The following is a 22,370-nucleotide window of genomic DNA, read 5'->3' as shown; positions in this document are numbered from 1 at the left end:
TTATGAAACAATATATTTTCTACATTCTTTTATTTATTTCAACCTCTTTTTTGTCATGTAAAAATCGTGATGTCAATTACATTACTTATTATAACAAAGTAAATGAAATTGACAGTATTTACAGAATGGCCAATCAACCTGAAAAAGCGGTCAAAAAATTCCGACAATTATTCCGAAAGTATGAGCCCAGAAATCAGGAATATATCGAAGAATATGAAACCTATATTACGCTTGCAGATCACTATCATAAAAATTTTGGAGGAAAAAAAAGCCTGTATAAGCTCATTACATTGGTTGCACCATATGGTAAAGAGTATAAAAAACTTTATCCCCTATGCCAAAAATATGAAATAGACAGTGTCGAGGTAGACGAGAAAGTGGCTGACTGGAAAAAAAATCTGAACAGGAGATTGGTAGATTCTTTTAGCATTGCTATGATCAGAGATCAGGAGGGAAGACCTGAAAATATAACATTAGTAAAGAAGAATATTGAAAAAAATATGAATCTTTTTCTATGGACCTTTAAGCATTACGGCTTTCCTGACGATCAAAAAACAGGACGATTGGGAAATAATGATATTTTTATCGCTTTGCCTACACTTCTAAGTCATATGATAGCATCAGAAAAATATCCAGAATTCAGAAAAAAAGTATTTGAATATGTAAAATCAGGTGATTGCTCACCAAGAGATTATGCTTTGATGTCCGATACTTATGATCAATTTAAAAATACCGCCATAAGATTTGCGTACCGTAATGCTAATCAGGATTCTGCTAGAATTAACCGGAGTAGAAAAGGCATCGGAATACCTAGTTTAAAACACTCTTCTAAAATCAGAAAAGATAAATTTAAGAAAAAATGATTCTTATTCTTTCAGCTAATCAAGAAACTACAACCAATGAGGTTATCAAATGGCTTAAAGCAATGAAAAAAACCTTTATCCGTGTACATGAAGATGAAATTTTCGAAATTAAAGTTTACCAAAAAAGGATTTTTTTACAAAGTCAACGAAATACTTTTTTTGTTGATGATATTACAAGTATCTGGTACCGAAGAGGAGGATTAAAATTCACACGAAAGTCATATGATAATTCTTCACTAGATATGTACATGGACGAGACTCAGCACTGGCTTGAAGATTATGTGATAAAAATGCTTGAATCCAAAAAACATATTAACAAACAAAGTAACAACCATATTAACAAATTGTGGGTCCTAGAGCAAGCCAAAAAAGCAGGTTTGAAAGTTCCTGAATATTACCTGGCAGAAAATACAGATCAGGTGATTCCTAACAAAACCATCACAAAATCAATTGCTGAAAATATAATACTAAAATCCGTCGGCAGTTTTTCTGAAGGTATTTTATATACTTCAGTTGTAGTAGAAAAAGAAAGCGAAAGTTTCTTTATTACTTTCTTTCAGGAAAAAATTGAAAAAGATTTTGAGATCAGAACTTTTTATTTAAATGGTAAGTGTTGGTCAATCGCTATTTTTTCGCAAAGTGATAAAAAAACCCAAACTGATTTCAGGAAATACAATTATGAAAAACCCAATCGCAATGTACGATATAATCTTCCAAAAGAAATTGAAGAAAAAACACATGTCCTTATGCAAATACTAGATATAAATTGTGGCTCAATAGATTTTATAAAACGAGGAAACGATTTTTATTTTCTTGAAATAAATCCTGTAGGCCAATTCTTAGGGTTATCTTCAATTTGCAATTATTCACTCGAAAAAGAAATAGCAGACTATTTATGAACAAAAAATTCAAAGAAAAAAATAAATTACCACTTACATTAAAGTATATGGAATGCTTTAGGGTGAATAACCCTAAAATAGAAGATATCTATAAGAATGATTACATTGTTTGCAAAGAATATCAAACTGATTTTCTCATGAAGGCAAAACCTGTAAAATCACTTACAAGATTATTATGACGGATTTCAACCTATTCAGTAATATTTTAGACACAAAGGAACTAGAAAAATACTGATATGATCTTGATATCAAATCTGCTCTTTATTTCTTTAGTTTAACATATTCTAGAGTATCAATTAAGTTTATTTTTAACAAATAATTATACAAAAATGAATTTATTCATCTCTAAAAAACATTCTCAAATAAGCGGAGTTTTTCTAATTATTAGTTTTTTCATTTTATCTTCCTGTCGAAATAATAAGGTTGATTACATCGCTTATTACAATAGTGTAAATTCAATTGATAGTATCTATAGATTAAAGAATGATACTCTTACCGCATTAAAAAAATATAAAAAACTGTTTCGAAAATATCCTCCTAAAAATGATGAACGAATGGAAGAATATGAAAACTATATTAAGTTTTCTGACAAGTACAGTAGAAATTTTGGGAAGAAAAAAAGTCTTTATAAACTTATCCCTTTAGTTGCACCATATTGGAAGTTCAAGCGAGAAGATTCAGACTTTTTCAAACTCTACAAAAAGTATGGAATTGATAGTATTACTGTTGAGCAAAAAGTAGTAGAATGGAAAAAAACTTTAAATAAACAACTTATTGATTCTTTTAGAATTGCTTTTATCCGGGATCAAGCAAAAGATTCAATTACAGGACAACAATCACTTGATAATTTTAGAAAAAACGCAAAATTATTGAAATGGTCACTTGAAAATTATGGTTATCCATCAATGCAAAAAATTGGACTTGAAACTGAAGATGGCGTTTTTATGCCTATGTTCATTTATTTAAATCATATGGCGCAAATAGAAGATTATGCTTATTTCAAAACCAAACTTTTAGATTATATAAAATCTGGTGATATTCCACCAAGGGATTATGCAGAAATGATAGAAAGATACATTCATATTAATCATTTAAAGCCTGTATATGGTTTAAAAAGCACAGATGAAGAATTTATAAAAGATTCTATAAATATAAATCACAATAGAAGGCTTATAGGTTTACAAAGCATCAAACTTAGAAGAAAAATCACAAAAGAATTTTTAAAGAATAATTTAAAGAAAGAATGAATGATATTAATTATTTCTGATAATAACGACATTTCCACTACAGAAGTTATCAAATGGCTTTTAGTAATGGAGAAAAAATTTGTAAGAATACATGAAGATGAAATATTTGAGATTAAGATCATCCAAAAAAAGATTTTCTTAGAAAGTTCCTGTAACTGTTTTTTTTTGGATGAAATACACAGTGTGTGGTATAGAAGAGGCGGATTGAATTTTAAACGACTTCGATACAAAAATAATTCTATTAATATCAATATGAATGAAGCCCAGCACTGGCTGGAAGATTATGTTAAGAAAAAACTTGAATCTATAAAACACATCAATAAAGAAAGTAATAGTTTAGTAAATAAGCTTTTAGTATTAGAAGAAGCAGAAAAAGTTGGTTTAGATGTACCTCCATATTTTCTGGCTGAAAACACTGATGATGTTATCTTGGGGAAAACGATAGTAAAAACAATAGCAGGAAACCCAATGCTTGAATCTTTTTATAAAAATTCAAATGGAATGATGTTTACTTCCATTGTTGAAGAATACGAAAATGAAAATTTCTTTCCAACATTTTTTCAGGAAAAAATTGAAAAGGATTTTGAGATAAGGACTTTTTATTTAAATGGAAAATGCTGGTCAATAGCTATTTTTTCACAAAATGATGACCAGACAAAAGTTGATTTTAGAAATTATAATTATGAAAAGCGAAATAAAAATGTAAGATATAATCTTCCAAAAGAGATAGAGGAAAAAGTTCATCAGTTAATGCAGAATCTGGATCTGAACTGCGGTTCTTTGGATTTTATGAAAAGTGGAGACAAGTTTTATTTTTTGGAGGTAAACCCGATAGGACAATTCGGATATTTATCTAAAATATGTAATTATTTATTGGAAAAAGAAATAGCAGAATATTTATGAAAAATACATTCGGGGAAAAACATAAACTCCCTTTAACATTTAAAAATATAACGAAATTTGGAAATGTAAATAATGTAAAGCGTAATAGTAATACAGCATATTTTTTGGAATCTAAAAAATATCGATCCGATTTTTATATTCGGGAAAAACCGTTTAAATCTCTTACAAGATTACTATGAAGTATTTTAATTTATTCAGTAATACTTTAGTTACAAAAGGCGCAAGTAGAATTCTCATTTCCGATCTGCAAAGAAATTTATCCGAAATATATCCATTAGAATTTAATGATGTCATAGAGGAACTAAAAATCAATTCTATAGAGGACATCTTATCTCAATATGATGATGAATCTAAAGAAATTTTTCAGAAATATTTAGATATATTAATGGAAAAAGAATATGGTTTCATTACAGAAAATGGCTGGAACAAGAGCTTCCCCCCTATTTCTTATGAGTATGACAATTCTTCTTTAATCTCAGATTTGTTTATAGAACTCAATGATATTTTGATTTTGGAAAGAATAAAATTTTCAGTAGAAAATCTTGGAGTAAAATATTTAGTGATACACAGTAAAATGTATTTTACAATTGAAGATTTTATCCGAATAGACCAAACCTTTGCAGGTTCTGTTTTATCCGGGATTGAAATTTTCTCTCCTTATCACGATAAAATTGGCAAAGATTTTATTCAGGAACTTAATAAAAAGACATTTAGAATTTTTAATCTGGTTTTTTACAATTGTAAGATGGCTCCTTTTAAGGGCAAAGATGAATTCCGGTTTACAGTAAATTTAATAAAAGAAGATATAAGAATAACTTCCTGTGGAAAGGTAGATTTAAAATATTTTAATACTGATCTCTCTAAAGTACTTGAAGCCATCAATCATAACTCTTGTTTACATAAAAAAATAGGAATTGATATAGACGGTAATATAAAAAACTGTCCTTTAATGCCTGAAGTTTTTGGAAACATCAACAATTCCAGCCTTGAGGAAGCTTTAGCAAAGCCAAGCTTTAAAAATTACTGGAATCTCAACAAAGACGATATAGAAGTTTGTAAAGATTGTGAATTTCGATATATCTGTACAGATTGTAGAGCCTACACGGAACGTACTCATAGCAATGAAGAAGGGATAGATATTTCCAAACCCTTAAAATGCGGCTATAATCCTTACACAGCCGAATGGGAGGAATGGAGCAAAAATCCTTTAAAACAAAAAGCAATACAATACTATGGAATGCAAAACTTTTTTTAGAATAATTCTTATCTTTTTAGCAATGTACAGCAACGGTAAACTGAATGCACAAAAATACAGAATTCTATACTCTATGCAATTCAAGGCTGATTCCACGGCAAAAGATCTTACTAAAAAAGAGATGCTTCTTGACATAGATGGAGAAATTTCCAGATTCTATTCGTACAAACTGTTCAAAAGCGATTCAACTTTCATTTCAAATGAAAAATCAGGCCGTGAAGCAATTCATAAATCTATGGATTATGAGTTTATGACGATCAAGAATAAGAAACCGGGACAGATTTCAAAGTTCTATAGATTATTAATAGATGTATACGAACTGAAAGAAGCTATGCCTATTTTACAATGGAAAATAACCAATGACACTAAGATGATCCATAACAACAAATGCCAAAAAGCTTTACTGGATTATAAAGGAAGAAAATGGGAAGCTTGGTTTGCTGTAGATATTCCCATTAGTGAAGGTCCATCGGTCTTCAATGGCTTACCCGGACTAATCGTCTCTATATCAGATTCTACAGGAAGCTACAGTTTTAATCTGCTTGAATTAAAGAAAAAAGAAGAAAATATTTATACTTCCAATAATCTTTCTGTAAAAACAATCCCTGTTAATCTACAGCAATTACATAAGTTATATTTGGATCATTATAATGACCCTTACAGAGAAATAAAATCAGGATATGTTAAAGCGAAGTTTGTAGATCAAAGTGGCAAAGAAATTACACCTAATTTTAATGAACAAACAAAAAATAAACAAATAATTTTAAAACAAACCAATAATCCTATTGAGCTTTCCGAGGCTGTACAATATCCATAATACCTTATCCCACATTAAGTTTGATTACAAAATCAGTTTAAATTTTCAATAAATAAAGTAAAAAACACAAAAATATTTACACAAAATCAAGTATTTAGCAATCGTATATCACTAACAAAAGAAAAAAAACTTGTTTTTTTAAAACATCTGCGTATTTTAGTTAAAAATATTACTATGATTTTCGACAAGCTAATTAACTATCTGAAACTCGATAAACAGGAATTTTCTTTCCAGTTCAATTCCCACCCGAACTACCCTTCTGCATTGGCTTTTAGCGATACGCTTAACTTTATGGGCGTAAAAAATGATGCTTACGAACTAGATAAGGAATATTGGGATGAGTTGCCGGAAGAGTTTATCGCGATCGTAGATAATTCTTTTGCCCTGGTAAAAAAATCGGGGGCCAGCTATTCGGTTTATTCTGAAAAGGCCAAAACACTTAATAAGGAAGAACTTCATAAGAAATCAACAGATTTTGTACTGCTTTTTGAAAAAACTGAAAACGCAGAAAGTAAAGCGGTTTTTAATTTCAAACCTCTTCTTTATGCTGTTTTTGCCATTATTCTGGGCTACTCTTTTTTCACCCAGACCTTATTTGAAGCTCTTTTTAATGTTCTTTCCCTCGCAGGTGTCTATATTTCGCTGGAAATTTTCAACCAGAAATTCGGGAATACCTCTACCGTCATCGGAAGTATTTGTGGAGACGCTTCAGCCAGCCAGGCCACCAACTCATGTGACAAGATCATCAAGCAGGATAAAACTAGTATTTTAGGTTTAAAATTCTCTGATTTTTCTCTGATCTATTTTACAGGACTTATCGTATTAGGGCTTTTCCTTCCGGCAACATCATATATTGTAAAAGGATTTACATTTGTTTCCGTACTGGCCATTGCTTATTCATTATATATCCAGGCTTTCGTAGAGAAAGCTTTCTGCAGGGTTTGTCTTCTGATCATTTCAATTCTTGCTGTACAATTGGTGCTTGGCATTGTGTTTTTCCAGAATATGCCTTTCACTGTAGGAACACTCCTGTTAACTGCCATTCTTTGGATTCTGGTTTTCTCTGCTGTTTTATATTTCAGCAATATTCTTTCCCAAAAAGAAAGTCTTCAGAAATCGAATGCGAAAAACCTTAGATTTAAAAGAAATTATGAGCTTTTCAAAAGCCAGCTTTTAGAAAATGAAAAAATAGAATTCCAGGATTCGGAAACTTTTGCATTGGGTAACGAAAATGCCAAACTCCGTCTTTCTATTGTTTCCAATCCTTATTGCGGCTACTGTAAGGATGGTCATAAAATCATGGAAGGGCTTCTTGAAAAATATCCCGATGACATTTCTGTACAGATCCGTTTCAATTATTCGCCGGAAAGAGCTGATGAAAAATACACCCAATTACTTTCAGCTTTTAAGCATATTTACCACAATAAGCCTCAAAAAGAATTTTTGAAATCTATTGAAGAATGGTTTGAAATAAAAGACGAAAACAAGATCGTTTCTCTAGCCGGATCATCTGCGCCTGAAGACCTGGCAGCGTTTATTGAAATGACGAAAGATAACACCAGCAACGGACTGAACTTTACTCCTATTTTCATTCTTAACGGGTACCAGTTCCCGGATAAGTATGACCGTGAAGATATTTGGTTTTTCGTTGATGAATTAATGGAAGATGAGGACTTTCAATAAGAAATCTTTCCCGAATTGAAAAATTCACTATCTTAGGAAAAAATAAAAGCGGATTCTGAAAAGCTTTGAAAGAGTAAGAAAAAAAACTTAAAAACTTAATAATACTATGAAAAATTTTAAAAAAATCTCAAGACAAGGTTTAAAAACCATTAAAGGCGGTCTTAGACAATGCCCGCTAGATGGAGAATGTGGCGGCAACCAATGCTGTGCAAGCGGTGTATGCAGACCTATTGCAGGAGCCGGGCCTAATACGTATTATTGTACTCCACCTACAATGATTGACATTACACTGTAGCGGAATTTCACCTTAAACCCACTTAATACGATGAAAAATTTAAAAAAACTTTCAAGAGAAAACTTAAGAGTATTAAAAGGAGGGATCACAGAGGAGTGTGCCCGTATTCAGGCCTCTGCCAGCTATTGTGTTTTTAAAACGCAGGGCCAGTGCTCCACAGCTGATCAGGAAATGTTCATCTGTGTTAATGCATGCAACAAGTGGTGCTATTATTAGCCGACGATTATTAGTTAAGTACAACAATGAATAAAGCAAAAATGTCGTCATACCGTGACGACATTTTATAATGAGTATACATTTTGAAGAAATTTCCCTTTTATAAACAGCCGGATGCCAAAGACTGCGGACCGACCTGCCTTAGAATAGTAAGCAAATATTACGGCAGAAGTATCTCCCTGCAGCAGATCCGTACCCTTTCTGAAACCACACGTGAAGGAAGCAGCCTTTTAGGGCTTAGTGATGCATCAGAAAACTTAGGATTCCGCTCACTTGGAGTCCAGATCGATTTTAATACCCTTGCAGAAGAAGTACCATTCCCCTGCATCGTCCACTGGAACAAGAACCACTTCGTTGTTGTTTATAAAATTGATAAAAATAACAAAGTCTATATTTCAGATCCGAGCTACGGACTGATCACCTATACCCGCGAAGAGTTTATCAAATTATGGATCGGGGAAAATGCCAACGAAAATACGGAAGAAGGAATTGCTCTTATTCTCGAAACCACACCTGCATTTTTTCAGACCGAATTTGACACGGAAGAAAGTAAAGCCAGTTTTTCTTTCCTTTCGAAATACCTGCTAAAATACAAATCACTTGTTATACAGCTTGCTGTAGGCCTGCTGGCAGGAAGTTTACTCTCGCTGATTTTCCCGTTTCTTACCCAAAGTATTGTAGACGTCGGGATACAGAACCAGGATCTCAACTTCATTTATGTGGTGCTTCTTGCTCAGATTATGCTGTTCATGGGAAGAATGGGTATTGAAGTGATCCGAAGCTGGATCCTGCTCCACCTTTCTGCAAGAATCAATATTTCGATCATCTCAGATTTCTTTATCAAGCTGATGAAGCTTCCTATAAGCTTTTTCGATACAAGAATGACAGGTGATATCATGCAGAGGATCAATGACCACCACAGAATTGAGCAGCTTTTGACGAGCTCCTCGTTAAATACTCTCTTTTCCCTGGTCAATCTTATTATTTTCAGTATTGTCCTGCTTTTCTACGATTACAGGCTTTTTGTTGTTTACCTTGTGGGGGCAGCATTATATATTGGGTGGATCAGTTTTTTCCTTAATAAGAGAAAGGAGCTGGATTATAAAAGATTCTCCCAGGTTTCACAGGAGCAGAGTAAGGTCATAGAGCTTATCAACGGGATGCAGGAGATCAAAATGCATAACGCGGAAAAGCAGAAACGCTGGGACTGGGAATTTCTACAGGTAAAACTGTTTAAAATCAGAATAAAATCTCTATCCCTGGAGCAGTGGCAGTCTGTGGGAGGAAATTTCATTAACCAGATGAAAGACATCCTGGTCAGTTTCCTTTCTGCCAAATTGGTTCTTAGTGGTAACCTTACTCTGGGAATGATGCTTTCGGTACAGTATATCATTGGACAGCTGAACAGCCCGTTGCTGCAGCTGATCGATTTCATCAAACAGACTCAGGATGCGAAGATCTCTCTTGAAAGACTGGGCGAGATCCATGACAAAGAAGATGAAGAAGACAAAAATGAGCAGTATGCAGGTGAAATTCCACAGAAGGACATCGATATCAACAATATATCATTCAGATACATCGGATCGGATGTTCCTGTATTTGAAGATCTGAGCCTTACCATCCCTTATCAGAAGACTACAGCTATTGTAGGAGCCAGCGGAAGTGGAAAAACCACTCTTCTGAAGCTTCTGATGAAATTTTACGAGCCGAATTCGGGCGATATCAAACTTGGGAATACCCAGTTGAGAAACATATCCCCAAGATTCTGGAGAGATCATTGCGGAGTGGTTATGCAGGAAGGTTATGTGTTTAATGATACCATCGCCAATAATATTGCGGTAGGAGAAGACCACGTTGATAAAAAGAAATTGAGACGTGCCGTAGAGATCGCCAATATCAAAGATTTCATTGAAAGTCTTCCGTTAAGCTATAATACAAAGATCGGAAATGAAGGTGTGGGAGTCAGCGGAGGCCAGAAGCAGAGGCTTTTCATTGCCAGAGCTGTTTACAAATCGCCTGAATTTATCTTTTTTGATGAAGCAACTTCTGCTTTGGATGCCAATAATGAAAAAGTGATCATGGAAAACCTTGAGCAGTTCTTTAAAGGTAAAACAGCCATTGTAATTGCCCATAGGCTATCCACAGTGAAACATGCCGACAAAATTATCGTTTTGGATAAAGGGAAAGTAGTAGAGGAAGGCAATCATGCTGAACTGGTGACTTTAAAAGGAGAATACTACAGGCTGGTGAAGAACCAGCTGGAATTAGGAAATTAATAATATCCTCCCCGAAATAATGGGGAAAATTCTATCTTAGAAAATGAAAGAAGACATCTTAGACAATATTGAACTGCGTTCGGAAAGTGTTCAGGACATTCTCACCCAGCCCCCTCACTGGATGATACGCTGGGGCAACAGTATCATATTAATCATACTCCTGCTTATCCTTGTGATGAGCTATATCATAAAGTATCCGGAATTTGTTTCGGCTCCTGTTATAGTGACATCACAAAATCCACCAGAAAAAATAGAAGCCAGAACAAGCTCAAAAATTGAAAAAATCTTTATCAAAGATCATCAGGAGGTTAAGAAAAATGAAGTATTAATGGTAATGCAGTCCACGGCAAATTATAAAGATGTTCTTGAACTGAAAAAACTGGTGGATTCCATTGCTCCCAATCAGCTCAGCTCTTTTCCGGTCGCCAAGACGTCCAGGTTCAAACTTGGTGAACTACAAGGTGATTATAATAGTTTTGCTAAAGCTTTTCAGGATGAAGAACTTTTCACAAGACTTCAGCCTTATGCACCGGAAAATATTGCAGCCAATCAAAGCATCTCCGAATACAGGGGAAGAATTGCTACATTGAAACAGCAGAAAAACCTGGAACTGGCTAAATATGAATTATCAAAGAAAAGCTACCAGAGGTCTCAGGAACTTTTCAACCAGGGAGTGATCGCTTCCGTAGAACTTGAAAATGAGAAAATAAAATATCTTCAGGCCCAGCAGAATCTTGAAAACCTCAATATTTCCATTTCGCAGATGGATGAAGGGATTTCCAACCTGAACAAAACAAAAAGCGGCACAGCCATTAATACGGAAAAAGACAAGATCACCTACTCTTCACAGACCTTGCAGCTGTTTGAACAGCTTCGAAAATCTTTAAAACAGTGGGAACAGAATTATCTTGTGATTTCTTCTACGGATGGTATGGCCAGTTTCCAGCAGTTTTTCGGGGAAAATCAATTTGTAAAAGTGGCAGAACCTATTGTTTCCATACTTCCAACCAACAAGGAAAAGCTGGTAGGCAGAATGTCTGTTCCTACCGTTAACTCCGGAAAGGTAACTACAGGCCAAAAAGTCTTGATTAAACTTGATAACTACCGTTTCCAGGAATATGGTATTATAGAAGGAAAAGTGCAGAATATTTCTCTTATTCCCGATGATAAAGGAAATTATTATGTTGACATAACCCTTCCTAAAGGATTGAAAACAAGCTATAATAAAAAGCTTGTATTTGACAAAGAGCTCAGAGGCAGCGCGGAGATCGTGACCCAGGATTTGCGGCTTATTGAAAGATTTTTCTACCAGATCAGAAAATTGTTAGGGTATCAAAGTTAGTGTACCCTCTTAAAAATAAAGAAAGCCGCAGCCGTTGTAAGCTGCGGTTTTCCTGTTTATGGCGACGTTTATATTAAAATGAATAATGAGTTATTTTGCTTATGGGAAATTTTGGGAAATTTTGTCTAAAGCCACAGGCTTTTTCAATATCATCAATACCCTAACGTCGTTTTCATAAGACTTTCGTTTATACCAAACCTTCCAGTTGCTGAAAAACGGGAATCAATGATTTGCCTTTTTCAGTAAGATAATACTCTATGTGAAGAGGTTTCAGCTTAACTACAACCCTTTCCAATAACTCTATCTCTTCCATTTCTTTTAAAGCAATTGACAAAGATTGTTTATTAGCCCCCTTTATCTCACGTAATAAACTGCTAAACCTTAATGTTGACTTAATTGCCAGGCTGAAGATCTCAGGTTTCAGCTTACCTGAAAGCATTTTTAGAAGCTTTTGCGCCGGACAAATCTCTGCATTCTCAGCCGAGTTTTGGTTAGTCATATTTTTTTGACTCATTGTGTGTGTTTTTTTTTTAATGAATATTTGCAGATAATTTAATTAATCATGCTTTTGCAAACATAGCTTTAATAGAAACTATACACAAAAAACTTATAATAATTCTCATAAAAAAAGTTTTTTTATGAGATTCTACCGCATGTGACCAGCATAAATTTACAAATATTGTAAATATTACAGAAAAATTATTTTTTATAAAACAGAATTGATTCCTGAAAAATAAATTTTAACATTATTTAAAAATGCGCTTATGAAAAAAAAATCTTTATTGTCAATTTTGACAGCAGCATCCCCTGTTGCTCTAGTCAATGCCTCTTCGCGAGGCGATACAATCCGGCTTTCCAATGACTATATTGTCCCGGAAAGTCATCGTTCTGTCGTAACTGACATTTTTGGCTTGGATCTGCTGAAAAAATGCATGTCACTTTTTGTATTGTTCGTTGCTATGCTCATCAATGCACAGAGTCCAATATCAAAATTTACGGCCACAACCGACGGATCAAATACTGTGAATTTTTCAAATGCAAGCGCAGGAAATCCAACCTCATTTGCATGGGAATTTACCGGTGGGAGTCCTGCCACTTCTACAAGTGCTAATCCGATTGTTTCGTACACAGGAACAGGAACTTTTACAGCAAAATTAACTGTAAGTAATGGTTCCGGAAGTTCTGTTTCTACGAGAACGGTTAAAATTTCTGCAGGGAATGTTATTGATCTGGGCACAGGCAAGAATGATGACGGAACTATTATGGCCGAGATTGGTGCAGTAGATACTGACTGGACTTATACCGATCCTAATGGAGTGACAAGCACACCGATTACCCGCCATGCCAATGTGTCGGGCTGGTCTTCTGCTTCTACAGGTGGAGTGATGGGAGTTACAAGATGGATCACGGGAAATAACATGATCTATGGTGACCATTATTATGTAAGTAAAGAATTTATAATACCTGAAGGAGTAACTACAGCTGTTTTAAATTTAAGAACACTATCATTTGTCCGAAGCTGGACTTATTTGGTTAAAAAAAATACTGACGGAACGGAAAATGAGACCATGATAACCAGTACAGCCTGGTTGAGTGACGGCGCTAAAGGCTGGCTGAACAGCAGAAACCCGGAGGTTATAAATTATCCACTGACCCCGGGGAAATACGTTGTTAAAGTGAAAGTATTTACCAATAACTCCGGGCAGAGACAGGCTACAGATACAAATGCCTATGTTAATTTTGGAAATGCTATTGCCATATCACCCATTGCTGAATTTTCTGCTACTCCTACTCATGCTAATGTGGGAAGTACTATCCAGTTTACAAATCTTTCGCAGGGAACACCTTCGTCTGTAGCATGGAATTTTGAAGATGGCTCAAATGTTTTAACATCTTCACAGAGCAATCCGAGTATCGCTTTTTCTACAGCCGGATCTCACTATGCAGAACTATTGGCTGATTACGGAGCTAACTTAGTTTCTTCATTAAAGATAAATAACTTTATACAGACTACCCAATTGCAAATTCCTGTCGTTTCTGTTGTACAGCCCTCTTGTAATACTACTACAGGCAGCATTACAGTAACGGATCCAAGCACAGACGTTACATATAGTTTTGATAATGGAGTTACTTTTCAGGCATCGAATACTATGTCCGGATTGGTTTCGGGAACTTATTTAGTTAAAGTGAAAAATTCTGCAGGTGTTATATCTAATGCTGCAAGTGTTATCATTAACCAGGCTTTGAGCATCCCTCAAACACCTATACTAAATATTACCCAGCCATCATGTACAACCAATACCGGAACAATCAGTGTATCTTCACCTGCTACCGGTGTTGAATACAGCTTTGACGGCGGAGCGACCTATCAAATATCAAATATTAAAACAGGCGTTGCAGCAGGAACTTACACCGTAATGGTAAAAAACAGCAACGGATGTACATCTTCTGTAAATGCCATCATCAACACGGTTGATTGCAGAGACTGGACTAAAGCACCAAATTCATATATATATACAGGTAGAGATCAGAATAACAATGAGATTGACGGTATTTATATTCCTGTGAAAAAGGCATATGAGATGTGGAGAAATCAAAACAGTTTGGTTAATGATCCTTCGGCGCTTAACGGAGCCCAAACTGCGGAGGTATATTGGGAAGATGTTGCAGGACTGATACGTTCAGCTAACTATATTTTGCCTATCGAATCTGCTTCCGTAGGACTCGCGGAAGATGCTAAAATAAAAGTTCAGATAGACAAATCGAAAGGTAAAGGAAATGCAGTAGTTGCATTAAAAGTAAATAACAAAATCATATGGAGCTGGCATATATGGGTAACAGATGATCCGACAGGTGGAGTTACTTACGGACATGTAAATAATGACGGACCATTGGCAAAATATGTGGAAAATGGTGTTACCAAAACATTTATACCTAAATGGATGGATAGAAACCTGGGAGCCACCAACAAAAACTTCATAGGATACGACTGGAACAAATCCGGTGGATTAATGTATCAATGGGGAAGAAAAGATCCATTTCCGGCACTTCAAAATAAAGATTCGTCCATGTATGAAATTAGTGGAACTGTGGGTGTAAAAAAACATGTATATGATTACACAGGAGATAGTAACACGAATAAGATTGCCAGTATGCAGAGACCTTTCAGTGATATCAGCAGTAATTTAAAATATGCTGTCAATAATCCGCTGAATTTAATTTTCACCAATACAGTGGGCGGGGATGCCTGGTTTGCACAAAGTATAGGCGTAGATAATGTGATCAGGAAAAAATCTGACCTTTGGGGAGATAATTCTGAACTGGCATATAATACAGGAGGTGCGATAAATACGTATAAGCCCAAAACTTCATATGACCCATGTCCCAACAACTGGAGGATTCCATCTTATATTAATAATGCTTTTTCTCTTACGGTTCAGAATGCTTTTTCTCCGTGGGGAAGAAATCAGGGTAATCCTGCTAATGATAAAGCAAATTACAGTAAAATAAAACCGACACAGCAGAATGATGCTTTAGCAGGAATTAAAATTTATGCTAATTTAGGAATCGATTTTACGAATACTACTATATCAGGTGTCAGGAACAGAAACATGGGAGTCTATCCCGGTAATGGAAAATATGTGGTTGGAAGTACCGGTGATTTTTATCATCAGGATCCGCATGAGATCAGTGTTCAGTCTGCAACAGTGGCTTCTAAAACAATCGATAATAATGTAGATATTAACAATCCTTATAGTTATTTTTTTGGCGGGATAACAGATGCGGGACAGTTTGGAACTATTCCTGAACCTTCTAAGCCTGATGCTATTCTATTCCCCAATATGTATGGTCAATACTATGTCTTCACTCAAGAATCCGGTGCCTTATCCGGTGCTGGGGCCTGCCGTTGTATAGAAGATAAATATGCCGTTAATTATAATTTCCCAACGGAATATTTTAGCTCAGGTACTTTAATAAATTATATTGAGGGGATCAGTAATCCAAATAGTTATGTAATTACAAAAGCAGCAAGCGAGCAGGAAATACAAATTCCTATTTCAAAAGCGTTCTCTGTGTACAATCAATATCTGTCAGATCACGGAATGCTTAATTATAACAACCTAAAAGTAAATGTTTACTGGACTGATAATAAATCTTTAGTTTCAAATGTAAAAGTGATGAATGCACCTGTCAATTTGAATACAATCAAAGACGGTTATATTTCTGTAAAAATTCCTGAAAACCAGACAGGAAATGCACTTATCTCTTTACACAATGATCAGATTACCAATCCTTCCTACTGGAGCTGGCATATTTGGGTGACTAACAATAATATTGGTGAGATCGTTTATCAGACTGAAGATGTTCTGTTACCTGAAACTTCAAACTATGTGAACTTTACCAATTCCGGAGCACAGCCGATGAAGAGTACTTTCATGGATAGAAATCTGGGAGCAACTGATGCCTTCCCTAATGTTGTAAATCCTCAAGCTGCAACGGAATCGGAGATTACTATGATTAATAATTCTGTTGGAATGCAGTATCAATGGGGAAGAAAAGACCCTATTCCTACCTTTATTAAAGCAGGATTGAATACATCTAACGGCCTGGAAAAAACAGGTGATTTCACAATCTGGACTTCATCAGGTCCTGATGCCAATGGAAACATGTATCCGTCATCGTATACTGAGCTTAATGGAAATGATTACACAAGCCAGTACACAAAACGAAGAGATGTTGATTATGGGACTACAGGGGCTACAAGTACAGAAAAAATTAAAAATAACCTGAAATATTCTGTCGAAAATCCTTTAGCATTTATGATTCCTAATCAGAAGTATACCAATAAATCAAGTTTTAATGGTGCGTATGGACAAGACTGGCTTATAGCAACACCCAATCAAATGATGGAAAGATGGGGACATGCCACCAAAAAATCTCCTTTCGATCCATGTCCGGGAGGATGGAGAGTGCCGGATATCTCTATTTCAATTCCTGATAATGATCCTTATGATTCTCAGCATTCAAATGATAATAAAGGAAGTTCCCCTTGGTACAACGGGTTTTATATGCCAACTTCTTCTACTGATAAATTCAAAATTCACAATTTGGGTATCATACAGGATTTAGGCTTTGATATAAAGAGTCCATCCGATATTTATAATGGCGGAGTTCCGTATTATTTGGGATCAGTTGTTAAAAATGGGACTACTGTGTTTGGTTATCAGTTTAATTTACCTAAAGATTCCGCAAACCCGAATACAAAATATAGTATTGGTAATTATCCGGCCACAGGTCTCAGGGGATTTAATGACAATGGAACAATTTCATCCTCAATGAAACTGGGAATATCAGGATTATGGACAGCCGCATTGAAATCTTCATATTCTTATGGAACTGCACATAGTATGTCTTTTGAAACGGTTAACGCTAACTCATCAAAGTTAATAGCTATGAATGAATTTTTCGTCAATCATCCTATGAATGCCATGAATGTGCGATGCGTAAAAGAAGAACCGAGATTCGGACAAATATTAGGTGTCGCTTCAAATATGGGAAGAACAAATGAAAATTCTAAAACTGCGCAAACAAGTGCAAAAAGTATTGCGAACGCAGAAAAAGAAGTTGAGTTAGAAGTTTATCCTAATCCATTTAACAGCTCAATTAACATCAAAGGTGAAAATTTAAAATCTTATGAGATTTATGATATTTCCGGAAAATTAATTAAGCAGGACAATCTTAATCAAAAGACAATTAATTTAAGTAATTTGGTAAAAGGAGAATATATTTTAAAGATAGTAACTAACAATAACGAAGTTAAAATTAAAAAGATCCTTAAAAATTAAATAATTGTAATAATTTAAACCAATAGCCGGAAGATAAATCTTCCGGCTATTTTATTTTATGAAAAGAATCAACTACTGAAAAATGATATTACAATGCAACTTGTCCATAATCCCGACTTATTTTGATGACATCATTTTTGAAATACTACCTGATGTCAGAATAAATTCTCCGGAAGGAAAACTTTTACAGGAAATCCGTTTAATTTCATACCTGGTTTCTTTGCCTAGTCCCACCTGAAATGAGGTTACCTTTTCCTCAAAAATATTTTTGTTATTATCTATCAGAATTTCACTGTCAGTAATAAGCCTGCTTTCAGCATTCGTATGCTTTGTATATTTAAAAATTCCTTTATTGGAAGAGACCAGTTTTTTCTCTAATTCCTGATCTCCTTCTGTAGATTCTTTTAAGATATACTTTGGAATCCCTGCTTCATTATATGAAAATGTCACATTCCATTTATCCAGGTAGTCACTTGCCTGGGTTCTGTACGACTCCATATAGGCTTTTAATATTTTAAAATCCTTATGTTTATATTTTTCATACGACGAAATGTATTTTAAATCATCAAGATTATAATTTATTAAAAAATCTTCTAAAAAGTCAATCAGATCGGGAATGTTTAAATTGTCTCCAATACTTCTACGCAAATATTTATAGTAAGTATCATTTAAGTAAAAGACATCCTTATCACCTATTAAAACGGTCTTTTCATTATCGTTGAATGCCATATTAAGTTCTGTACTGTAACTTTCATTTTTATAAGTTAACAAAAGGTTATTTTGAGCCTTTGTTAAAGTACATAGATTGGGAACTGTTTTTTCTGGTATCAGGGAGTCATAGAAAGCTATACTATCTTTTTTTGTATTGAGTATATAAACTAAGTTATTGACATTTATTTTATCTTTTTTATCGATTCTCCGGTCATCTGCATATTCCCCCTTATCAATAATTTTATTGACGATATGAGTTACGATATATGATTTTGGTGCCTGTGCAAAAGTCTTTACATGAAGGGTCACCAGAATAAGTAATATGTATGTATGTTTGAATTTATTCAAGGTTTTATTTGATTATATTTGCATTTTTACTCCACCATTCCTGCCATCTTTTGGCTGCTTCCTGATAAGTACAAATCATAAGTTTATTGTTTTCGATATAATAATTAAAGGTACTGCTGACATTCTTTTCTATGGCATCGCTAAGTGTACTTTCAATTGTAATGAATTCACCGTCATTGGCAAGTTGAGTATTGTTATCATCAATATACTTCTTCACTCCTTCAGATAATTGAATTTTGCCTTCGGATGCATGTATATAGGAATCCATTTCATCTTTTAACCGGCTGTATCTAAATGTAAATGTTGTTGTAGGCAAAATACCTTTTACATCTCCTCCCACCGGTGCATTTGGAAACCCGGAATGATTAAGGATAACAACTGCATTCTCAGCTGCATTCTGTTTTTCACTCTGAGTTAACTCTACTATCATAGCATAAATTGCCTTTTGATGAATAGACTGAATAACTTTTGCATCTTCTTTCCTTTCATCACCAAACTCTCTTATGTAAGGAACCGCATTTGAAACAATTTCGGTAATCCTTTTATTTTCAGAGTCATCATTTACCTGGTTTAATTTTCCAATGATATGAATATCCACTACTCTTTCTTCAGCAGCAGGATCCCAGTCCATTGTACCCTGTTCTATGTTTTTTTTACGGGATAGAATATTTTTAAGTTCGACAATTATTTTGCTTTTTTCTCCCGAAACATCTATATCATTGATTGCTTTTACTCTTGAGTGCAAATCATTCTGAGCATTCAAAATAAGCTGTATTAATTCTTTATTATCCATATTCTTTTTTTTTACATCTTGTCCAAAGCACGAAATTAAACATATAAATGTCATGAATATTATTAGATTTTTCATATAAATAAATTTATGGTCCAGTATAATTATTTGGATGAGATACTATCACTCTTGACCTTACCGAATCCCAGATTTGTAAAATCCGTGTATTCCAGGTCTGGCTGCTTAAAATCAAAGGTTCCGGAGGCGGTATAATTCCTTTAATATTTCCTCCTGCAATGTTGACAACTACAAGATTTGCGGGAACATCAAAATCAAGATGAATTCTAGATTCAAAATCTATATGGGTAAAGGTCCATGGTGCGGTACTATTTGCAGTACTAGAAGAAGGTTTATCCATCAAAGTTGCTGTTTTTCCTCCATTTGAAATACTATACACACCATCTGCATATCGGGGATTCATCCTAAGTCTATCTAATGTCCATGCAGGATAATCACTTGTATGCGTTTGATTATAATCCGTCACGTTGGGTCTGGACATTCTTTTTGCACCATCCCAGATCTCTCTACCTCCTTTTTTCCATTGAACAAACGTGTACATTTCTGTAGTATTGGCTTCCTTAACCGTAAAATTCAGTTCAAAATGTTTTTTTTCGATACCGCCTTCATTGATATATCTGTTTATTATTATTTGTAAGCTTTGTAAATTATTGGAAACCTCAGCATCTGAAACTAAACTTTCTTCTTTGACAGCTGACGAATTCTGGAATGACAACACTTTAAAGTATATCTTCATTGTTGTAAATTGGCTCAAAGGCTGCCTTGCTAAATCCCGCCACCAATCCAAAGGCATTTTATAAGTGGCTTTTCCTGAACCATCCAATTTCAATATCCTGTCTCCATTCGTATAGCTGCTGAATGTTTTCACCATCACTCTGTCTTTTGGTAACCTTGTTTTATCCCAACTATTTCCTATTCCAATTGTATGGGTTAATAATCCCTGATTCTCTTTTACTACTTGAATATCAATCAGGTTATTGGGTATCCCATCCTCAATTTCAAATTCCAGTATAGGAAATCCGGATAATAAGGAACCATTTTTATCGAGTACTACAGTATGAGAAGCTTGTTTGGCTTTTATTTTTATTTTTTTTTCATCTTCTACCACCGGTGCCCCCTGCGTATCAATACTTTCAGGTTCGTTGACCTGTCCGGAAGTTACAAACTCTATCTTCCCGGTTTCAGGCGGTATATTACCCGGCATTTTGCCTGTCCCCGGTAACGTTGATTTTTTCAGTAATACATAATTATCCTGTACTTTAGCAGTCCCGAAATCCTGCCATTCTGTGAGGGATATCATCTGAAAACCATCATAAAATGTAAAGTTGGGAATCTGTTTTTCCACGATGGTTCCGGTAAGCTTACCTTGTGTGGTGGGTACATCATTTAAAACTTTAAATTCACCCAAATGGGCATTGAATTTTATCTTGGCTCCATGTATCGCCAACAGCAAATCTTCTGATGTACTGTCTTTTTTCTCATTTTCAGCACGCTTTTCCTCCATTTTTTGGCTGTTAGCCTCCTTCAACCCGTCGTTGTGCTGTGCAGCACCCTGATTGTGAGTATCAGGAATGGCAGCTTCTGTATCTTTATCTGGCCTATCCATAGTAATGAATGTTTTAAATGGCAATTACTCCTCTTCCTCTGAAATATTTTCTTATTCTTTCGTTATAGCTTTTCCCAAGCCTCAATAAAATTATTTTTCTTCAAAGAAAAGTTGATCAATATGATGAATGTGGTTCTACCTATTTTACAAGTAATGATTTCTTATATTCCGGTACAATAAATTTTTCTATTTCTTTCCACTCAAATAAAACTATATACTGAGGATAACCACTATTTGTCCGATTTTTCTCATCCTGGAAAATAAGGCTAAGTCCTGTTACTTTTCCGGTATCATCTGTATTAATGATGTATTGGGAAAGATTGTTTACCCTAAAAGATTGATCTTCCTGAGCTTTTAATTTTTGGATAAAGAGTTTTAAAAGCATTTTTTTTCCTGTAAACAACCTGTCCCCTATTTCTGTATTGCTGGCCATATCAAAGAGATAATACTTTGTATCTTCCCAGGGAGAACCGTAGGACTGAATACCCACAGATAGATTAAGTAAGCCTTTCTTATCATACAGTATTTTATAATTTTCAAACCCAAACTGGGATTCACGTAAAGAATTTTTTGAGATCAGGTCCTTTAGAGTATCTTTCTTTGCCTGCAGTCTTTTTTCAGGGCTCATAAATAAAGCGCCATTAAAAATATCAAAGCTTTTTTGAAGCTGCTTATACAGGTCAGCATTCTTCGCATCCATTTTTATTTCCTGAAGCTCAAGACATTCATGAGAAATACATACGGAATCTTTCAAAACAGAAACTTTCTGAGCAAATGCCATACTGGAGAATAAAAAAATAATTACCAGATTAATGAGGGCTTTTATCATTTTTTATCTTTTTAACTATTCTCCGGTCATGTGCATATTCTCCCTTATCAATAATTTTATTGACGATATGAGTTACGATATATGATTTTGGTACCTGTGCAAAAGTCTTTACATGAAGGACCACCAGAATGAGTAATATGTATGTATGTTTGAATTTATTCAACGTTTTATTTGATTGTATTTGCATTTTTACTCCACCATTCCTGCCATTTTTTGGCTGCTTCCTGATAAGTACAAATCATAAGTTTATTGTTTTCGATATAATAATTAAAGGTACTGCTGACATTCTTTTCTATGGCATCGCTAAGTGTACTTTCAATTGTAATGAATTCACCGTCATTGGCAAGTTGGGTATTGTTATTAGCTAAGACATAATCCATTATGTTTTCTGTGATATTTTTAATAACAAGGTTCATTTTTATTGAA

At 34.6% G+C, this 22,370-nt stretch carries 18 protein-coding genes; 12 read left to right on the top strand and 6 right to left on the bottom strand.

The genetic code is table 11. The features are described 5' to 3' along the window. The first annotated feature begins 2 nt into the window (after positions 1 to 2). The 11 genes from IX38_RS19775 to IX38_RS19720 all read left to right on the top strand — a co-directional run bounded on the left by IX38_RS19775 (position 3) and on the right by IX38_RS19720 (position 11,796). Positions 3 to 863 (top strand): hypothetical protein, encoded by an 861-nt coding sequence (locus IX38_RS19775; RefSeq protein WP_034707692.1) that lies wholly within the window; start codon positions 3 to 5, stop codon positions 861 to 863. Next, complete coding sequence (gwsG, locus tag IX38_RS19770) at positions 860 to 1,762, top strand: grasp-with-spasm system ATP-grasp peptide maturase (protein ID WP_034707691.1); 903 nt, start codon at positions 860 to 862, stop codon at positions 1,760 to 1,762. The genes IX38_RS19775 and gwsG (IX38_RS19770) overlap by 4 nt, the downstream gene beginning before the upstream one ends. A 329-nt stretch (positions 1,763 to 2,091) precedes the next feature. Continuing rightward, positions 2,092 to 3,009 (top strand): hypothetical protein, encoded by a 918-nt coding sequence (locus IX38_RS19760; RefSeq protein WP_034707689.1) that lies wholly within the window; start codon positions 2,092 to 2,094, stop codon positions 3,007 to 3,009. Then, the gene (gene gwsG, locus IX38_RS19755; RefSeq protein WP_034707688.1) at positions 3,010 to 3,912 is read left to right on the top strand and encodes a grasp-with-spasm system ATP-grasp peptide maturase; all 903 of its coding nucleotides are present in this window, start codon (positions 3,010 to 3,012) and stop codon (positions 3,910 to 3,912) included. A 175-nt stretch (positions 3,913 to 4,087) separates the two neighbouring features. Then, positions 4,088 to 5,167, top strand: coding sequence for a grasp-with-spasm system SPASM domain peptide maturase (gwsS, locus tag IX38_RS19745; RefSeq protein WP_034707686.1), 1,080 nt, complete (start codon positions 4,088 to 4,090; stop codon positions 5,165 to 5,167). After that, a complete protein-coding gene (locus IX38_RS19740; protein WP_034707685.1) occupies positions 5,145 to 5,984 on the top strand; it encodes a GLPGLI family protein in 840 nt (279 codons plus the stop codon). The genes gwsS and IX38_RS19740 overlap by 23 nt, the downstream gene beginning before the upstream one ends. A gap of 174 nt (positions 5,985 to 6,158) precedes the next feature. Beyond that, a complete protein-coding gene (locus IX38_RS19735; protein ID WP_034707684.1) occupies positions 6,159 to 7,667 on the top strand; it encodes a vitamin K epoxide reductase family protein in 1,509 nt (502 codons plus the stop codon). Between the two features lie 106 nt (positions 7,668 to 7,773). Beyond that, a complete protein-coding gene (locus tag IX38_RS22795; protein ID WP_131368730.1) occupies positions 7,774 to 7,962 on the top strand; it encodes a bacteriocin-like protein in 189 nt (62 codons plus the stop codon). A 30-nt stretch (positions 7,963 to 7,992) separates the two neighbouring features. Next, positions 7,993 to 8,178 carry a bacteriocin-like protein gene (locus IX38_RS19730; RefSeq protein WP_034707683.1) on the top strand — a complete coding sequence of 62 codons (186 nt, stop codon included), beginning with the start codon at positions 7,993 to 7,995 and terminating at the stop codon, positions 8,176 to 8,178. Positions 8,179 to 8,261: 83 nt separating this feature from the next. Next, positions 8,262 to 10,454, top strand: coding sequence for a peptidase domain-containing ABC transporter (locus IX38_RS19725; protein WP_034707682.1), 2,193 nt, complete (start codon positions 8,262 to 8,264; stop codon positions 10,452 to 10,454). 43 nt (positions 10,455 to 10,497) lie between these two features. Then, positions 10,498 to 11,796 (top strand): HlyD family secretion protein, encoded by a 1,299-nt coding sequence (locus IX38_RS19720; RefSeq protein ID WP_034707681.1) that lies wholly within the window; start codon positions 10,498 to 10,500, stop codon positions 11,794 to 11,796. Positions 11,797 to 11,983: 187 nt separating this feature from the next. Here the strand turns inward: IX38_RS19720 and IX38_RS19715 are convergent, their stop codons facing one another. Beyond that, positions 11,984 to 12,310, bottom strand: a complete 327-nt coding sequence (locus IX38_RS19715; protein ID WP_394331195.1) for a winged helix-turn-helix transcriptional regulator — start codon at positions 12,308 to 12,310, stop codon at positions 11,984 to 11,986. A gap of 250 nt (positions 12,311 to 12,560) precedes the next feature. Here IX38_RS19715 and IX38_RS19710 point away from each other — a divergent pair, with 250 nt between their 5' ends. Beyond that, positions 12,561 to 17,642, top strand: coding sequence for a PKD domain-containing protein (locus IX38_RS19710; protein ID WP_034707679.1), 5,082 nt, complete (start codon positions 12,561 to 12,563; stop codon positions 17,640 to 17,642). 117 nt (positions 17,643 to 17,759) lie between these two features. Here IX38_RS19710 and IX38_RS19705 read toward each other — a convergent pair whose 3' ends face one another. From IX38_RS19705 to IX38_RS19685, 5 genes are all read right to left on the bottom strand, one after another. Further along, positions 17,760 to 18,701: a hypothetical protein gene (locus IX38_RS19705; RefSeq protein WP_131368729.1), complete on the bottom strand. Its 942-nt coding sequence runs from the start codon at positions 18,699 to 18,701 to the stop codon at positions 17,760 to 17,762. Positions 18,702 to 18,705: 4 nt separating this feature from the next. Further along, entirely contained in the window at positions 18,706 to 19,569 is an 864-nt protein-coding gene (locus IX38_RS19700; RefSeq protein ID WP_131368728.1) for a hypothetical protein, read from the bottom strand. A 10-nt stretch (positions 19,570 to 19,579) separates the two neighbouring features. Next, on the bottom strand, positions 19,580 to 21,115 hold the full coding sequence (locus IX38_RS22160) for a hypothetical protein (protein WP_051884934.1): 1,536 nt from the start codon (positions 21,113 to 21,115) through the stop codon (positions 19,580 to 19,582). A gap of 139 nt (positions 21,116 to 21,254) precedes the next feature. Beyond that, positions 21,255 to 21,944 carry a hypothetical protein gene (locus tag IX38_RS19690; protein ID WP_131368727.1) on the bottom strand — a complete coding sequence of 230 codons (690 nt, stop codon included), beginning with the start codon at positions 21,942 to 21,944 and terminating at the stop codon, positions 21,255 to 21,257. 167 nt (positions 21,945 to 22,111) lie between these two features. Further along, the coding region (locus IX38_RS19685; protein WP_034707675.1) for a hypothetical protein at positions 22,112 to 22,370 on the bottom strand (259 nt) is incomplete at its 5' end.

The sequence above is a fragment of the Chryseobacterium luteum genome, assembly GCF_000737785.1.
Lineage (GTDB): Bacteria > Bacteroidota > Bacteroidia > Flavobacteriales > Weeksellaceae > Chryseobacterium > Chryseobacterium luteum.
Note: the sequence above shows the minus strand (reverse complement) of the source record. Positions and strands in the feature narration are given on the sequence as shown.

What these genes read in the sequence shown, in the direction of transcription:
- IX38_RS19720 (WP_034707681.1), top strand. Translation starts at nt 10,498, where the DNA reads ATGAAAGAAGACATCTTAGACAATATTGAACTGCGTTCGGAAAGTGTT.
- IX38_RS22795 (WP_131368730.1), top strand. Translation starts at nt 7,774, where the DNA reads ATGAAAAATTTTAAAAAAATCTCAAGACAAGGTTTAAAAACCATTAAA.
- IX38_RS22160 (WP_051884934.1), bottom strand. Translation starts at nt 21,115, where the DNA reads ATGGATAGGCCAGATAAAGATACAGAAGCTGCCATTCCTGATACTCAC.
- IX38_RS19710 (WP_034707679.1), top strand. Translation starts at nt 12,561, where the DNA reads ATGAAAAAAAAATCTTTATTGTCAATTTTGACAGCAGCATCCCCTGTT.
- IX38_RS19760 (WP_034707689.1), top strand. Translation starts at nt 2,092, where the DNA reads ATGAATTTATTCATCTCTAAAAAACATTCTCAAATAAGCGGAGTTTTT.
- IX38_RS19735 (WP_034707684.1), top strand. Translation starts at nt 6,159, where the DNA reads ATGATTTTCGACAAGCTAATTAACTATCTGAAACTCGATAAACAGGAA.
- IX38_RS19775 (WP_034707692.1), top strand. Translation starts at nt 3, where the DNA reads ATGAAACAATATATTTTCTACATTCTTTTATTTATTTCAACCTCTTTT.
- IX38_RS19740 (WP_034707685.1), top strand. Translation starts at nt 5,145, where the DNA reads ATGGAATGCAAAACTTTTTTTAGAATAATTCTTATCTTTTTAGCAATG.
- IX38_RS19700 (WP_131368728.1), bottom strand. Translation starts at nt 19,569, where the DNA reads ATGAAAAATCTAATAATATTCATGACATTTATATGTTTAATTTCGTGC.
- gwsG (WP_034707691.1), top strand. Translation starts at nt 860, where the DNA reads ATGATTCTTATTCTTTCAGCTAATCAAGAAACTACAACCAATGAGGTT.
- IX38_RS19730 (WP_034707683.1), top strand. Translation starts at nt 7,993, where the DNA reads ATGAAAAATTTAAAAAAACTTTCAAGAGAAAACTTAAGAGTATTAAAA.
- gwsG (WP_034707688.1), top strand. Translation starts at nt 3,010, where the DNA reads ATGATATTAATTATTTCTGATAATAACGACATTTCCACTACAGAAGTT.
- IX38_RS19690 (WP_131368727.1), bottom strand. Translation starts at nt 21,944, where the DNA reads ATGATAAAAGCCCTCATTAATCTGGTAATTATTTTTTTATTCTCCAGT.
- gwsS (WP_034707686.1), top strand. Translation starts at nt 4,088, where the DNA reads ATGAAGTATTTTAATTTATTCAGTAATACTTTAGTTACAAAAGGCGCA.
- IX38_RS19715 (WP_394331195.1), bottom strand. Translation starts at nt 12,310, where the DNA reads ATGAGTCAAAAAAATATGACTAACCAAAACTCGGCTGAGAATGCAGAG.